10 protein-coding genes are annotated in these 14,999 nt (G+C 68.1%); 4 read left to right on the top strand and 6 right to left on the bottom strand.

All coding sequences use genetic code 11. From position 1 onward, the window contains the following. Positions 1–131: 131 nt before the first annotated feature. Entirely contained in the window at positions 132–959 is an 828-nt protein-coding gene (ppk2, locus tag BM297_RS09865; protein WP_092430726.1) for a polyphosphate kinase 2, read from the top strand. A gap of 68 nt (positions 960–1,027) precedes the next feature. On the opposite strand, the gene arcC is transcribed toward ppk2, so the two are convergent. The 4 genes from arcC to BM297_RS09845 form a co-directional block, all read right to left on the bottom strand. Further along, positions 1,028–1,954, bottom strand: a complete 927-nt coding sequence (arcC, locus tag BM297_RS09860; RefSeq protein WP_092430724.1) for a carbamate kinase — start codon at positions 1,952–1,954, stop codon at positions 1,028–1,030. Between the two features lie 13 nt (positions 1,955–1,967). After that, the gene (locus BM297_RS09855; RefSeq protein WP_092430722.1) at positions 1,968–2,978 is read right to left on the bottom strand and encodes an ornithine carbamoyltransferase; all 1,011 of its coding nucleotides are present in this window, start codon (positions 2,976–2,978) and stop codon (positions 1,968–1,970) included. Between the two features lie 78 nt (positions 2,979–3,056). Further along, positions 3,057–4,310 (bottom strand): arginine deiminase, encoded by a 1,254-nt coding sequence (gene arcA / locus BM297_RS09850; protein ID WP_092430720.1) that lies wholly within the window; start codon positions 4,308–4,310, stop codon positions 3,057–3,059. A 113-nt stretch (positions 4,311–4,423) separates the two neighbouring features. Beyond that, complete coding sequence (locus BM297_RS09845; protein WP_092430718.1) at positions 4,424–6,166, bottom strand: SulP family inorganic anion transporter; 1,743 nt, start codon at positions 6,164–6,166, stop codon at positions 4,424–4,426. A 455-nt stretch (positions 6,167–6,621) separates the two neighbouring features. Between BM297_RS09845 and BM297_RS09840 the strand changes: the two genes are divergently transcribed. The 3 genes from BM297_RS09840 to BM297_RS09830 all read left to right on the top strand — a co-directional run bounded on the left by BM297_RS09840 (position 6,622) and on the right by BM297_RS09830 (position 11,283). Continuing rightward, a complete protein-coding gene (locus tag BM297_RS09840; RefSeq protein ID WP_092430716.1) occupies positions 6,622–8,925 on the top strand; it encodes an Orn/Lys/Arg family decarboxylase in 2,304 nt (767 codons plus the stop codon). A gap of 70 nt (positions 8,926–8,995) precedes the next feature. Beyond that, entirely contained in the window at positions 8,996–10,330 is a 1,335-nt protein-coding gene (potE, locus tag BM297_RS09835; protein ID WP_092430714.1) for a putrescine-ornithine antiporter, read from the top strand. Positions 10,331–10,377: 47 nt separating this feature from the next. Continuing rightward, complete coding sequence (locus BM297_RS09830) at positions 10,378–11,283, top strand: amino acid ABC transporter substrate-binding protein (protein WP_092430712.1); 906 nt, start codon at positions 10,378–10,380, stop codon at positions 11,281–11,283. Positions 11,284–11,422: 139 nt separating this feature from the next. On the opposite strand, the gene BM297_RS09825 is transcribed toward BM297_RS09830, so the two are convergent. Then, positions 11,423–11,779, bottom strand: a complete 357-nt coding sequence (locus BM297_RS09825; RefSeq protein ID WP_092430870.1) for a bacteriocin — start codon at positions 11,777–11,779, stop codon at positions 11,423–11,425. 213 nt (positions 11,780–11,992) lie between these two features. Continuing rightward, positions 11,993–14,803 carry an AMP-binding protein gene (locus BM297_RS09820; RefSeq protein ID WP_092430710.1) on the bottom strand — a complete coding sequence of 937 codons (2,811 nt, stop codon included), beginning with the start codon at positions 14,801–14,803 and terminating at the stop codon, positions 11,993–11,995. Positions 14,804–14,999 lie beyond the last annotated feature (196 nt).

Genomic DNA, 14,999 nt, shown 5'->3' with positions numbered 1-14,999 from the left:
AATCCGCAACTCATCCATTGGCCTGCTCGCCCGGTGGTCATCGGCAGTCGTGACTGGATGTCGCCTGCCTGCAAGTCGCGATTCGTCAGCTAGGTTTAAAGGAGTCAGGGTGCCTGGATGGAGTGCAGCGAATGGCCAAGGGCAAGAAGAAAGACAAAGAATCGGCGAGCCTGCCGGCAGAGCAGGAAAGGCTGGGCCGCAAGGAGTACGACGAGGAGCTGAAGCGGCTGCACGTCGAGCTGGTCAAGCTGCAGCAGTGGGTGGTGGCCAAGGGCCTCAAGATCTGCGTGGTCTTCGAAGGCCGCGACGGCGCCGGCAAGGGCGGTACGATCAAGGCACTCACCGAGCGGGTCAGTCCGCGGGTATTCCGCGTGGTGGCTTTGCCGGCGCCCAGCGACCGGGAAAAGACCCAGATGTACGGGCAGCGTTACCTGGCGCACCTGCCGGCAGCTGGCGAGGTGGTGATCTTCGACCGCAGCTGGTATAACCGCGCCGGCGTCGAACGGGTGATGGGTTTCTGCAGCGAGGAGCAGGCGCAACGCTTCCTCAACATCGTGCCGCTGTTCGAGAAGATGATGATCGAGTCCGGGATCATCCTCATCAAGTACTGGCTGGAGGTCAGCGCCGAGGAGCAGGAGCGCCGCCTGGCCGACCGCATCCACGACGGACGCAAGATCTGGAAACTGTCGCCCATGGACCTCAAGTCGTTCACTCGCTGGGACGACTACACCCGCGCCCGCGACGAGATGTTCGCTGCCACCGACACCTCATGGGCACCTTGGTACGTGGCGCGCTCCGAGGAGAAGCGCCGGGTGCGCCTGAACATCATCAGCCACCTGCTGCAGCACGTTCCCTACGGGGACATCACCCAGGCAGAGAAGATCAAGCTGCCCAAGCGCAAGGTCGGCCAATACCAGACCGCGCCCTATCCGTTCCGGATGGTCGACGAGCGCTTCTGAAGCGGCGGCACGGGATGAGAAAAAGGCCCGCGGACTCAGGCCGGCGGGCCTTCGTCGTGCCGTGACGCTCAGCGGAAGGTCACCCCCGCGTGCTCCGTGCTGACACGGGTACCCGCGCGGCCCTGGACGATCGCCTCGATCTGCGCCAGCGAACCGATCACCGCCACCCTGCCGGTAAGACGGGCGAACTCGCAGGCAGCCTGCACCTTGGGGCCCATGGAGCCGGCGGCGAAGCCGAGGCGCTCCAGCTCGTCTGGGTGGGCCTCGGCGATGGCCTTCTGCGTCGGCTGGCCCCAGTCGACATAGGCCGCATCGACGTCGGTGGCGATCACCAGCAGGTCGCAGTCCAGCTGCCGGGCCAGCAGGGCCGAGCAGAGATCCTTGTCGATCACTGCCTCCACGCCCTGCAGCTTGCCGTCCCGGTACAGGGTCGGGATGCCGCCACCGCCGGCGCAGATCACCACCGAGCCCTTCTCCAGCAGCCACTGGATCGGGCGGATCTCGATGATCCGCTGCGGGCGCGGGCTGGCCACCACGCGGCGGAACTGGTTGCCATCCGGGGCGATGCTCCAGCCCTTGTCACGGGCCAGGCGCTCGGCTTCTTCCTTCGGGTAGACCGGGCCGATCGGCTTGGTCGGTGTCTGGAAGGCCGGATCGGCGCCGTCCACCACCACCTGGGTGAGGATGGTGGCGAAGGGCACCTCGACTGGCAGCAGGTTGCCCAGCTCCTGCTCAATCATGTAGCCGATCATGCCTTCGGTCTCGGCGCCGAGCACGTCCAGCGGGTAGGGGTTGGCGGCATCGTAGGCCGCGCCCTGCAGGGCCAGCAGGCCGACCTGCGGCCCGTTGCCGTGGGCGATCACCAGCTGGTTGCCGGTGGCCACCTTGGCGATCTGCGCGCAGGCGACGCGCACGTTGTCGCGCTGGTTCTCCGCGGTCATGGCCTCGCCACGGCGCAGCAGGGCGTTGCCGCCCAGGGCGATGACTAGTCGCATGCGGGTTCTCCCTTCAGATGTCCACCAGGGTCGATACCAGGATCGCCTTGATGGTGTGCATGCGGTTTTCCGCCTGATCGAAGGCGATGCACCAGGGCGACTCGAAGACGTCCTCGGTCACCTCGATGCCGTTGGCCAGGTGCGGATATTGCGCGGCGATCTGCTGGCCGACCTTGGTCTCGCTGTTGTGGAAGGCCGGCAGGCAGTGCATGAACTTCACCCGTGGGTTGCCGGCCGCCTTCATCAGCTCGGCGTTGACTTGGTAGGGCAGCAGCAGCTTGATGCGCTCGCCCCAGGCCTCCACCGGCTCGCCCATGGACACCCAGACGTCGGTATGCACGAAGTCCACGCCCTTGACCGCGGCCTGGGCATCTTCGGTCAGGGTGATGCGCGCGCCGGTTTCCTCGGCGAACTGCCGGCAGGCGGCGACGTGCTCGTCGCTCGGCCACAGCGCCTTGGGCGCGGCGATGCGCACATCCATGCCGAGCTTGGCGCCGATCAGCAGCAGCGAGTTGCCCATGTTGTTGCGCGCGTCGCCCAGGTAGGCGTAGCTGATCTCGTGCAGCGGCTTGTCGCTGTGTTCGCGCATGGTCAGCACGTCGGCGAGCATCTGGGTCGGGTGGTACTCGTCGGTCAGGCCGTTGAACACCGGCACGCCGGCGTACTTGGCCAGATCCTCGACGATCTCCTGCTTGAAGCCGCGATACTCGATGGCGTCGTACATGCGCCCGAGCACCCGGGCGGTGTCCTTCATGCTTTCCTTGTGGCCGATCTGCGAGGAGCCCGGGTCGATGTAAGTGACGCTGGCGCCTTGGTCATAGGCGGCCACCTCGAAGGCACAGCGGGTGCGGGTGGAGGTCTTCTCGAAGATCAGTGCGATGTTCTTGCGCCTGAGGTGCTGCTGTTCGGTGCCGGTGTACTTGGCGCGCTTGAGGTCGCGCGACAGGTCGAGCAGGTAACGCAGCTCGCGGGTGCTGTGGTGCATCAGGCTGAGCAGGTTGCGGTTGTGCATGTTGAACGCCATGACGGACTACCTCTCGGGGAATCGGGGCTGCATGGGCTGGCAGGCGCGGCGGCCGGGCGGGGCCGCCGCGTTGGCGAATCAGTAGTCGAGCGGGTCGCGGATGATCGGGCAGGTCATGCAGTGGCCGCCGCCACGGCCGCGGCCCAGCTCGCTGGCGCTGATGGTCACCACCTCCACCCCGGCCTTGCGCAGCAGGGTGTTGGTATAGGTGTTGCGGTCGTAGCCGACCACCACGCCGGGGGACAGGCAGACGACGTTGTTGCCGTCGTCCCACTGCTCGCGCTCGGCCTCGTAGGCGTCGCCGCCGGTCTCGACCACGCGCAGCTGCTTCAGGTTGAGGGCCTCGGCCACCACCTGGATGAAGTGCTTGTCCTCGCGACGGATGTCCAGGCCGCCCGGCTTGCTGGCGTCGGGGCGGATGCTGAACGGCACGATCTGGTTGACCACTTCCGGGAAGACGGTGACCAGGTCGCGGTCGCAGAAGGTGAACACGGTGTCCAGGTGCATGGCCGCGCGCGACCTGGGCATGCCGGCGACCACGACTCGCTGGGCGGCGCCCTTGGCGAACAGGGCCCGGGCCACCTGGCCGATGGCCTGGCGCGAGGTGCGTTCGCCCATGCCGATCAGCACCACGCCGTTGCCCACCGGCATCACGTCGCCGCCTTCCAGGGTGGCGGCGCCGTGGTCCTCGTCCGGGTTGCCCCACCAGATCTCGAACTCGGCATTGGCGAAGTCCGGGTGGAACTTGTAGATCGCCGTGGTCAGCAGGGTTTCCTGGCGGCGCGCCGGCCAGTACATCGGGTTCAGGGTCACCCCGCCGTAGATCCAGCAGGTGGTGTCGCGGGTGAACTGGGCGTTGGGCAGCGGCGGCAGGATGAAGCTGGTGTGGCCGAGGAAGTCGACGAGCATCTTCAGCACGCTGCTGTCGCCGAGGCCCTTGAGCAGATCGGCGGCAGAGACGCCGCCGATCAGGAATTCGGCCAGCTGGCGGGGTTCCAGGCTCTCCAGCCAGCTGCGCATCTCGTCGCCGAAGCCGACGCCGACCTGGTTGGCCGACAGCTTGCGGTCGAGGATCCACTTCAGCGCTTCCTGGTTGTGCACGGTCTCGGTCAGCAGGTTGTGCATCTCCACCACCTCGACCCCGCGATCCTGCATCTTGGAGACGAAGTCGAAGTGGTCGCGCTTGGCCTGGGATACCCAGATCACGTCGTCGAACAGCAATTCGTCGCAGTTTCCGGGGGTCAGGCGCAGGTGGGCCAGGCCCGGCGAGCAGACCATCACCTTGTGCAGCTTGCCGGCTTCGGAATGAACGCCGAGTTTGATCTTGGCCATCGGGAACTCCTTGCGTGGATGCTATTGGTTCAGTGTAGAAAGCCCGGGCGGCGACCCCGCGGCCGCTGACAGCCGGCGTAGCCTGCGCTCAGCCGCCCGGGCAGTCCGTGTGCTCAGGGCGTCCAGTCCACCCCGTGATCGGCGAGGTAGTCATCCACGCCGGCGCCGACGGTGGGCTGGAAGATGTTGTCGCCGAATACCTCCAGCAGGCCGAAGCGCTTGAACTTGTCCTTGACCGGGTCCTTCATCTCCGCGAAATGCAGCTCGATCCCTCGCTCGCGCAGGGTCTCGCACAGCTCGGCGAGCATGTCGGCGGAGGTGACGTCGATGCTGGTGACCGGCTCTGCAGCTACTACCACCCGCCGAACCGGTGTGGGCGATTCCTCGACGGCCTCCATCAGGCATTCGCGGAACAGCTCGGCATTGGCGAAGAACAGCGGCGCATCCCAGCGGAACAGCACCAGGCCCGGCACCCGCCGGGCGTCCGGGTAGCGCTTGACGTCGTGATAGCCGCGCACGCCCGCGGCGCGGCCGAGGATGGCGTAGTGCGGGCGCCAGCCGTCCCACAGGTACTCGATCACCGCGATCCCCACCGCCAGGCAGATGCCGGGGATCGCGCCGAAGACGGCGACCCCGGCGAAGCAGGCCATCGACAGCCAGAACTCCCAGCGCTGGATGCGGAAGATGCGCTTGAGGTCGGCGAATTCGAACAGTCCGATGACCGCGGCGATCACCACCGCCGCCAGCGCACTGTTCGGCAGGTAGCGCAGCAGATCCGGCGCGATCAGCAGCAGCGCCGCCACCGCGAGGGCGCCGACCACCCCGGTCAGCTGGGTCTGCGACCCCGCCGCCTCGGCCACCGGGGTGCGCGACGAGCTGCTGCTGATCGGAAAGCCCTGGAACAGCCCGGCGGCCAGGTTGGCCGCGCCCAGACCGACCATTTCCTGATTGGGGTCGACCTGGGTCTGGGTGCGCGCAGCGTAGGTGCGCGACAGCACGCTGGTGTCGGCGAAGGAGACGATGGCGACCGCGCAGCCGCCGAGTACCACGGTGGCCAGGTCCACGCCGCTGAGCCAGGGCAGGGTGAAACTGGGCAGGCCCTGGGGCAGGTCGCCCAGCACCTTGACGCCGAAATCGTTGAGGTCGAACAGGCCGACCGCCACGGTGGCGAGAATCACCACGATCAGAATGCCGGGCAGCTGCTTGAAGGGCTTGAGCAGCAGGATCAGCGCCAGACTGCCGCCGCCGACCGCAAAGCTGTACCAGTTGGCCTTGCCGGCGGCGATGGCCTCGAGCAGATGCCAGAGATCGATCAGGGGACCTTCGCTGTCGATGGAAATGCCGAACAGCTTGGGCGTCTGGGCGATCAGCACGACCAGGGCGATGCCGTTCATGTAGCCGTAGCGGATCGGCTTGGACAGCAGTTCGGTGATGAAGCCCAGACGCAGCAGGCCGACGACGATGCACACCACGCCGGAAACCACCGCCATCATGCTGGCCAGGGTGATGGCGCGCATCGGATCGCCGCCCGACAGCGGCAGCACCACGGCGAGGATGGGCGCGGCCAGCGAGGAGTCCGGGCCGAGCACGAGGATGCGGCTGGGGCCGAACAGCGCGTAGGCCAGCAGCGGCACTATGGTGGCGTACAGCCCGTAGATGCCCGGCACCCCGGAAGCCTCGGCGTAGGCGATGCCGACCGGCACCAGCATCGAGGTGAGCACCAGGCCGGCGGCCAGGTCCTTGGGCAACCACTCGGTCTGGTATTGCCTGAGCATCAGCAGCCCCGGCAGCCAGCGCAGCCAGGAGGAGGTTCTGGTCGGGCTTGCAGGACTCGCGGGCACTGGCGGCACGGGCATGGTGGGTCGTCCTTGTTGATGACAGGGGGGGGGCTGCGCGGCGGGCACGTTTGCTGAAATCCAAAAGCAAGAGTAGGCCCGGACTGGCGCACACGCTCGGTTGGCCAGCGCTTTCTGGTCGAGATCTGCGCCAGATAATCGCCGGCTCTCCGTGTCTTTACGCCATTGATTAATGTCAATGACGCTGGATTGACGTCTTTTCGCGCCTTGCCGCGGTGCCAGACGCTACTACGCTGGAATTGCCGGGCATGGAAGTTGAGGGCTGTCACCAGTTGCCTCTTGTTGTCTCCCGCCGTCCTTGCCTGTCAGCCGCCACGCCAGGGTCACGTCCGCGTTTCCGCGCAGGAGATGAGTGCTGGGGAGCGTCAGACATGTCCGAGGCAGCCGAACGCCGTCCGCGCGACGGGAGTGCCCTGATGGAAAGCCGCAGCCAGTCCTCAACAAGGAGCTCGTCAATGAGTCGTACGCAAACGCCGTTGCCCCCGTCGCTGGCGCAGCGCTTCCCGGTGCTGGTCGTAGTCGGCAACCATGGCCTGGAGGCCGACAGCTTCCTTGGTCACAGCGCCAGGGCGGTCGGCCAGGCGCTGCGTGCCCACGATCTCGACGTCGAACTGGTGGGCTCGCTGGCGGATGCGGAAATCGCCTTCAGCGCCCAGCCGGCCTACAGCTGCGTGATCCTCGGCTGGGGGCCGTGCGAGCAGAATCTGGACAAGGCGCAGCAGGTGATCCGCCTTATGCGTCGGCGCACCGCGCAGCTGCCGATCATGCTGGGCATGAGCAAGGCGCATCACGGCCAGGTGCCGCTGGAATTCGTCGAGGAGATCGACGGTTTCATCTGGTTGCCGGAAGACAGTCCCGAGTTCATCGCCGGGCGCATCGCCGCAGCCGCCCGGCGCTACCTGGACACCATCCTGCCGCCGTTCTTCGGCGCGCTGGTCAACTTCGCCGACACCTGCGAATACTCCTGGCACACCCCGGGGCACACCGGCGGCACCGCCTTCATGAAGACCGCGGTGGGGCGCAGCTTCCTCGACTTCTATGGCGAGCAGATGCTGCGCTCCGACCTCAGCGTGTCGGTCGGCGAGCTGGGCTCGCTGAACGACCATTCCGGCCCGGTGGCCGCGGCCGAGCGCAATGCCGCGCAGGTGTTCGGCGCCGACTATACCTTCTTCTCGGTGGGCGGCAGCTCGGCCAGCAACCAGATCATCCTGCACTCGGCGGTGACCGACGGCGACGCCGTGCTGGTCGACCGCAACTGCCACAAGTCGCTGAACTACGCGCTGAACCAGTCCGGCGCGGTGCCGCTGTACCTGCGCCCGCGGCGCAACGCGCGCGGCCTGATCGGCCCGGTGCCGCAGAGCGAACTGACCCCGGATGCTGTGGCGAAGAAGCTCGCCGAGAGCCCGCTGGCGCGCGACAAGCAGGCGCGCCCGGTGCTGGCGGTGCTGACCAACTCGACCTACGACGGCCTCTGCTACAACGTGCAGACCACCACCCGCGAGCTGAGCAGGAGCGTCGACCGCATCCACTACGACGAGGCCTGGTACGCCTACGCGCGCTTCAACGCGCTGTACGAGGGACGCTACGGCATGCACCGCGGCGAGCGGCACGCAGACGACGCCACGGTGACCGTGACCCATTCGACCCACAAGCTGCTCGCCGCGCTGTCGCAGGCGTCGATGATCCACATCCGCTCGGGCAAGGTGCCGGTCAAGCCGGCGCTGTTCAACGAGGCGTTCATGATGCACACCTCGACCTCGCCGCAGTACAGCATCATCGCCTCCATCGACGTTTCGGCGAAGATGATGGACGATGCCGGCGAGTACCTCACCGAAGACTCGATCGGCGAAGCCATCGGCTTCCGCCAGGCGATGGTGCGGCTGGGCAACCAGATGCGCATGCGCAACGCGCAGGACTGGTGGTTCGGCGTCTGGCAGCCCGACGTGGTGGACGGCGTGCCCTTCGGCGACATCGACCCGCAGCGCCTGCATCACGGCGATGCCTGGGTGCTCAGGCCCGGCGCCAGCTGGCACGGCTTCGGCGATCTCGGCGCCGACTACTGCATGCTCGACCCGATCAAGGTGACGGTGCTGACCCCGGGGATGAGCCTCGAGGGGCGGATGGAGAGCAGCGGCATTCCCGGGCCGCTGGTGTCGCGCTTCCTCTCCAGCTGCGGCATCGTGGTGGAGAAGACCGAGCCGTACTCGTTCCTGCTGCTGTTCAGCGTCGGCGTGACCAAGGGCAAGTGGGGCTCGCTGGTCGCCGGCCTGCTGGAATTCAAGCGCCACTACGACGCCAACACGCCGCTGGACCACGTGCTGCCGGAGCTGCCGGACAGCTACCCCGAGCGCTACGCCGGCATGGGCCTGCGCGACCTGGCCGAGGCGATGCACCAGGACATGCTGGCTACGCAGATGCTGCACAACATGGATGCCGCCTTCACCCTGCTGCCCGACCCGGTGTCCTCGCCGCGCGAGACCTACGCGCGGCTGGTGCGCGGCGAGGTCGAGCAGATCCCGGTGCGCGACATGCAGGACCGCACCGTCGCCGTGCAGCTGGTGCCGTACCCTCCGGGCATCCCGCTGATGATGCCGGGCGAGAAGGCCGGCGCCGACAAGCGCGCCATCATCGACTACCTGCTGGCGATGGAGGCGTTCGATGGCCATTTCCCCGGCTTCGAGCACGACAACCACGGCGTCGAGATCCACCGCGACGCCCAGGGGCGCCCGGTCTACATGATCTACGTGGTCAAACAGTAACGCCCAGTCGCCCGTCCCGCGGGCCTGGCTGGCCGCGGGCTCCGGGTCAGAGCAGAGCAAGGAGTCTTGTATGGCTGAGTCAAGCAAGAAGATGAGCCTGTTCGGCCTCACCACCCTGGTGGCGGTCAACATGATGGGCTCGGGCATCATCATGCTGCCGGCGAACATGGCGCAGCTGGGCGCCGTATCGCTGCTGTCGTGGATCATCACCGCGGTCGGTTCCATGGCGATCGCCTACTGCTTCGCCCAGTGCGGCATCTACTGCAACCGCTCCGGCGGCATGTCGGCCTACAGCGAGGAGGCGCACGGCAAGTCGGAATTCTTCCTCTGCTCGTTCCTCTACTTTCTGTCGCTGGCGATCGGCAACGTGGCCATCGGCATTTCCGCGGTGGGCTATCTCACCTCGTTCATCCCCTGGCTGGGCAGCGGCGCCATCCCGCTGTGCATCGGCACCATCGCCCTGCTGTGGATTACCACCTTTGCCAACTTCGGCGGGCCGAGCATCACCGGCAAGATCGGCACGGTGACGGTGTGGGGGGTGATCATCCCGGTGGCCGGCCTCAGCGTGATCGGCTGGTTCTGGTTCAAGCCGGAGGTGTTCGCTGCCGCCTGGAACCCTAACAACATCGCCGTCAGCGACGCCATCACCCAGAGCATCCCGCTGACCCTGTGGGCCTTCCTCGGCATGGAGTCGGCGGCGCAGAGCTCCGACGCGGTGGAGGATCCCAAGCGCAACGTGCCGCTGGCCTGCCTGTTCGGCACCCTCGGCGCCGCGGTGGTCTATGTGCTGTCGACTACGGTGATCCAGGGCATAGTGCCCAACGCCGAGCTGGCCAACTCCTCGGCGCCGTTCGCCTACGTCTACGCGCAGATGTTCAACCCGCTGGTCGGCAACATCATCATGGCGCTGGCGGTGATGGCCTGCATCGGCTCGCTGCTCGGCTGGCAGTTCACCCTGGCGCAGACCGCCAAGATGACCGCCGACCAGGGCATGTTCCCGAAACTGTTCTCCAGGGTCACCGCCGCCAACGCGCCGATCATCGGCATGCTGGTCTGCGGCGTGATTCAGACCCTGATGGCGCTGTCGACCATCTCGCCCAATGCCAGCGAGCAGTTCGGCAAGCTGGTCAGCCTGGCCGCGGTGACCAACCTGATCCCCTACGTGACCGCGCTCACCGGCCTCTTGGTGATCATGCACAAGTCCAACGTCAGCGGCGCCGTGTACAGCCGCAACGTGGCGGCGCTGCTGATCGCCATGGCCTACTCGTACTACGCGATCTACGCCTCCGGCAAGGATGCGGTATTCGGCGCCCTGATCGTGATGGCGATCGGTTACCTGCTCTACGGCTTCATCGCCAAGAACTTCGTCGAAGAGCGCCCGGCTGCAATGGCCACCAGAGCCTGAGCGCCATCTCCGGGATTGCCATGACATCTGAGCGTAGGGACCAGGACATGAACATGAAGCCAAACAAACCCGTCAGTCTGCTGCTCGCCGGCCTGTTCGCGCTGCTGCCGGCACTGGCCGGCGCCGACACGCTCGAGCGCGTGCGCAGCAACAACGCTTTCACCATGGGCTATCTGCCGGACCTCGCGCCGTTCACCAGCGGGGAGGGCGGCAAGGCCAGCGGCTACGCCATCGAGATCTGCCAGAAGATCGCCGAGCGGGTGCAGGCCGGCCTCGGCCTCACCGACATGCAGGCGAACTACAAGGCGCTGAGCCTCGGCAAGGTCGTCGAGGCCATCAAGGCCGGCGAGGTCGACCTGTTTTGCAGCCCGACCCCGGAAACCCTGGAGCACCGCAAGTCGGTGAGCTTCTCGCGGCCGGTCTACACCGCGGGGCTCTCCGTGCTGGTGCGCAAGGATGCCCATCCGTCGCTGGTGAATGTGCTGAATGGCGAGGCCGTGCATACCGGCCCGACCTGGCGCGCCACCATCAACCAGGGGCTGGCCAGCCACACCTTCGCGGCCATCAAGGGCGGCGTCACCGAGGACTGGGTGCGCGACAAGATGCGCAAGCTCGGGGTGATCGCCACCCTGATCAACGTCGACAGCCACGAGGCGGGCGTGAAGATGGTCGCCGAGGGCAAGGCCAGCGCCTTCTTCTCCGAGCGCATGCTGCTGCAGAACTACGTGCAGGAGCATGCCGCCGCCGGCGACATGATGGTGCTGGAGCGCATCTTCGAGATCGCCCCGGTGTCCATGGCCCTCGCCCGTGGCGACGAGGACTTCCGCCTGCTGGTGGATACCGCGATCAGCGAGATGTACCAGTCCGGCGAGATGGAGCTGTTACACACCAGGTACTTCGGTGCGCCGGGCGAGATGCTGAAGATCCTCTCCCGCGTGTACGCGCTGCCGTAGGGAAAGCGACTGGAGCGATCTGGCCGCTCGGGGTGTCGGCTGGGCTCTACCCAGCCATGCCGGGAATTGACAGTAAAAAGCCCGCAGAGCGCGGGCTTTTTACTTTTTACTATGGGCGATGCGCTCGGCGCGGCTAGGATCAGCGGCCCATATTGTTGCCGACAGCGCCGCCAGCCGCGCCGCCCAGGCCTGCGCCGATGGCGCCGCCGGTGCTGCCGCCGAGGGTGTTGCCGAGCAGCGAGCCGCCGGCCGCGCCGAGGCCGCTGCCCACGGCGACCTTGGTCTTGTTGCCGCTCTTGGCGGTCATCGCGCCGCCGGCGGCGGCACCCAGGCCGGCGCCGACCGCGGCACCGGTCTTGCCGCCGACTGCCTGGCCGAGAACGTTGCCCAGGGCGCCGCCGACGCCGCCGCCGATGGCCGCCTTGGTGCCGCCATCGGCCATGGCGCCTTGGGCGCACAGCAGGCTCAGGGTCAGAACGGAAAGTGCTTTACGCATGGTGTGAACCTCGATGAAAAAACGCGGTGGATTGTCGCGGGCGGCTCGACGCAGGGCAAACGTCAGGCTCGCCATTTGAGAATTGGTGCGCGCACGGGCGGATGGCGCGGGAGTTCGCATTACTGCGGTTACCCGGGCAGGCTCCGGTTGCGACGCCGCAAGCTGTGACAACGGCGCAAGGCTCTGGTTCGCTGGCCGGCGCGCTGTTGCACCTCAGCTGGGAGCGGCGCCGGCCAGGTCCGCCTCGCCGCAATGGGCGAGAATCGCGCTCCTGGCCCCCGCGCGCAGGGCTAGCGCGGCGTGCCAGTCGTCGCCGTCGGGGGCGAGCGATGGGCAGACGGTGACCGCCAGCGGGCCGCGGCGCGGGCGCCAGGAGCCGTCCGGCAACACCTGGCGACTGCCGGCGAGCGCCACCGGCACCAGCGGCAGGCCCTGCTGCACGGCGATCAGGAAGGCGCCGAGGCGGAACGGGCGCAGGCCCGGTTGCGCGCCGAAGGTGCCTTCGGCGAAGAACAGCAGCGCTGGCGAGGCGCTGGCCAGCGCGGCGAGCGTCCGCACATCCTCTGCTCCCTGCAGGGAGTCGCCGCGCTCGACGAAGCGTGTCCCCATGCGCTCCAGCAGTCGCCGCAACAGCGGGCGGCGTTTGAGCTCGGCCTTGGCGATGAAGCCGACTGCCTGCGGCAGGGCGGCGGCCAGCAGCAGGGCGTCGATGTAGCTGGCGTGGTTGGCGACCAGCACGCAAGGGCCAGCGGGCAGCCGTTCCAGCCCGGTGACCCGCAGCGGACACGCGCAGAGCGCGGCGAGCAGGCGGGTGAGGCCATGGGCTGCCGTCCAGCGCTGGCGCAGGCTCGGCAGCAGGACGATGGCCAGCACGGCGAACGGTAGCAGCACAGCGAAGCAGCTCCAGGCCCAGGCAGCGTAGAGCCACGCGCCCAGGCTGCCGATGCCGTTGCGCAGCCGCCCCGGCAGGCTGGCGCTGACCAGGTGTAGCAGCTGCAGCCAGGGTGCCTGGGCCGAGGCGCCGAGGGTGCCGTGCTCGAAGGCCTCGCGGATCGCCGCACGGCGGATCTTGCCGCTGGAGGTCTTCAGCACGCTGTGCGGCGGCGCCAGCACCACCTCGTCCGGCGGCAGGCCGAGCTGGTCGACGGCGAGCGCGACGATGCGCCGCTGTAGCGCGGCGCGGGCGCCGGCTTCGCGTTCGCGGGTTTCGGCGATCACCACCAGTCGTTCGCCCGCGCTCGCGGTGGCGGGCATGCCGAATACCGCCACGCAGCCGCGGCGCACGCCGGGCAGTTCGCCGACCGCCTGCTCGAGGTCGTAGGGGTAGAAGTTGCGTCCGCCGCGGATGATCAGATCCTTGCTGCGGCCGGTGATGTGCACCTCGCCGCCGGCCAGATAGGCATAGTCGCCGGTCACCAGCCAGTCGTCATGGAACAGCCCGGCGCTGGCCGCCGGGTTGCGGTAGTAGCCGGCGGTGGCCGAGGGGCCGCGAAACTCCAGGTGTCCGACCCGGCGCTCCGCCAGCGGTCGACCGGCGTCGTCGACGATACGCAGCGCGTGACCGGGCAGCGGCGGCCCGCAGGACACGAAGCGCAGCGCCTGGGCATCGTCGGCCGCTGCGGGCTGGGCCAGGCCGTGGGTCATGAACGTCTCGCGCTCGACCCGGTCGACCAGCACGCCGCGCCCCGGCGGCGGTACGGCCAGCCCCACGGTGGCTTCGGCGAGGCCATAGGCCGGGGTGAGGATCTCGCGGCGCAGGCCGTAGCGGGCGAAGCAGGCGGCGAAACGTTCCAGGGTGTCCGGGCTGATCGGTTCGGCGCCGTTGGCCGCCAGCCGCCACGACGACAGGTCGAGGCCGCTCAGCGAGCGGTCGGCGAGCCGTCGCACGCACAGATCGAAGGCGAAGTTCGGCGCCGCCGCGACGGTGCCGCGATGGCGGTGGATGGCCCACAGCCAGCTCTCCGGACGGGCGAGGAAGTCCAGCGGCGACAGCAGCACCAGCGGGCAGGCGTGATACAGGCTGCCCAGCCAGGCGACGATCAGGCCCATGTCGTGATACAGCGGCAGCCAGCTGACGCAGACGTCCGTCGAGGACAGCGCGACCGCGCCGCCCCAGGCGCGGATGTTGGCGAGCACGTTGCGGTGGGCGAGGGTGACGCCCTTGGGGTCGCCGGTCGAGCCCGAGGTGTACTGGATCAGGGCCAGCGCGTCCGCTCCGCTCGTGCGCGGCGCCAGCGGCGCGGCGGCCTGCAGTTGCTCCGGCAGCAGCACCTGGCGCAGGTCGGGAGCGAGGCCGGTGAGCAGGCGGGCCAGCGGGCGCACCAGCCCGGAGGTGATCAGCAGCGGCGCCTGGCAGTTGCGCAGGATGCCGGCCTGACGGCGCAGATGGTCCTCGAGCTGCGCGGGGCGCGCCGGCGGGTACATCGGCACCGGAATGCCGCCGGCGAACAGGATGCCGAAGAAGCAGCGGAAGAAATCCAGCCCCGAAGGCAGCATCAGGGCCACGCATTGGCCCGGTTGCAGGCCACTCGCCGCCAGGGCGGCGGCGATCCGCCCGGCCGCGTCGGCGAGCTGGGCGTAGGTCAGGGTTTCGGTGGTCTGCTCATCGCGGTAGAAGATCACCTGGGGACGGTCGGGGTGGCGCTCGACATGCCACTGCAGCACCTCGACCAGCGTTGCCTGTGCCTCGGGGTGGCCCTCGGCCTGCTCCGGAGCGGATTGGCGGGCATGGGGCAGCTCGGCAGGGCCGGGATTCAGGCCGGCGGCTTCGAGCGCGGTGAGCAGCTGGCGCGGGGTGAGCGCCGTGGCCAGGGTGGCGCTGGGCAGGCGCAGGCCGAACGCGCCTTCGACGCGGGCTAGCAACTCGACCCGGGCCAGACTGTCGAGGCCCAGATCGCGGTCGAGCACGCTGTCGAGCGTGGCGCGCACCGGCATGCCGGGCTGAACTTCCTGGATCAGCTGATCGACCAGCGCCAGCAACCGGGCGGCCTCGGACGGTTGAGTGGAAAGCTTGGAACGAGGCATGCCTGCAGTGTGCGGAGCGGCCGCTCGCTTGGCAAGCCGCCGTGCCGGGCGAAGCAAACGAGCGGCAACAGGCTTGGGCGGTTGCTGCGGCGCCTGGTGCACGGAGGCTGGCCAGCCAGGGCAGTTTGCGGATTCCTCCGGCTTGTCCTGTCAGTAGTTTGCCGGCAACAGGTAAAGTGCAGGTAAAGAGCCTTTG

It is taken from the genome of Geopseudomonas sagittaria, from assembly GCF_900115715.1.
GTDB classification, from domain to species: Bacteria; Pseudomonadota; Gammaproteobacteria; order Pseudomonadales; family Pseudomonadaceae; genus Geopseudomonas; species Geopseudomonas sagittaria.
This window is presented reverse-complemented; position numbering and strand designations above follow the sequence as displayed.

Coding starts and splice junctions, on each gene's coding strand:
- BM297_RS09845 (WP_092430718.1), bottom strand. CDS start 6,166: ATGCCCGTGCCGCCAGTGCCCGCGAGTCCTGCAAGCCCGACCAGAACC.
- BM297_RS09830 (WP_092430712.1), top strand. CDS start 10,378: ATGAACATGAAGCCAAACAAACCCGTCAGTCTGCTGCTCGCCGGCCTG.
- arcA (WP_092430720.1), bottom strand. CDS start 4,310: ATGGCCAAGATCAAACTCGGCGTTCATTCCGAAGCCGGCAAGCTGCAC.
- BM297_RS09840 (WP_092430716.1), top strand. CDS start 6,622: ATGAGTCGTACGCAAACGCCGTTGCCCCCGTCGCTGGCGCAGCGCTTC.
- potE (WP_092430714.1), top strand. CDS start 8,996: ATGGCTGAGTCAAGCAAGAAGATGAGCCTGTTCGGCCTCACCACCCTG.
- ppk2 (WP_092430726.1), top strand. CDS start 132: ATGGCCAAGGGCAAGAAGAAAGACAAAGAATCGGCGAGCCTGCCGGCA.
- BM297_RS09820 (WP_092430710.1), bottom strand. CDS start 14,803: ATGCCTCGTTCCAAGCTTTCCACTCAACCGTCCGAGGCCGCCCGGTTG.
- arcC (WP_092430724.1), bottom strand. CDS start 1,954: ATGCGACTAGTCATCGCCCTGGGCGGCAACGCCCTGCTGCGCCGTGGC.
- BM297_RS09825 (WP_092430870.1), bottom strand. CDS start 11,779: ATGCGTAAAGCACTTTCCGTTCTGACCCTGAGCCTGCTGTGCGCCCAA.
- BM297_RS09855 (WP_092430722.1), bottom strand. CDS start 2,978: ATGGCGTTCAACATGCACAACCGCAACCTGCTCAGCCTGATGCACCAC.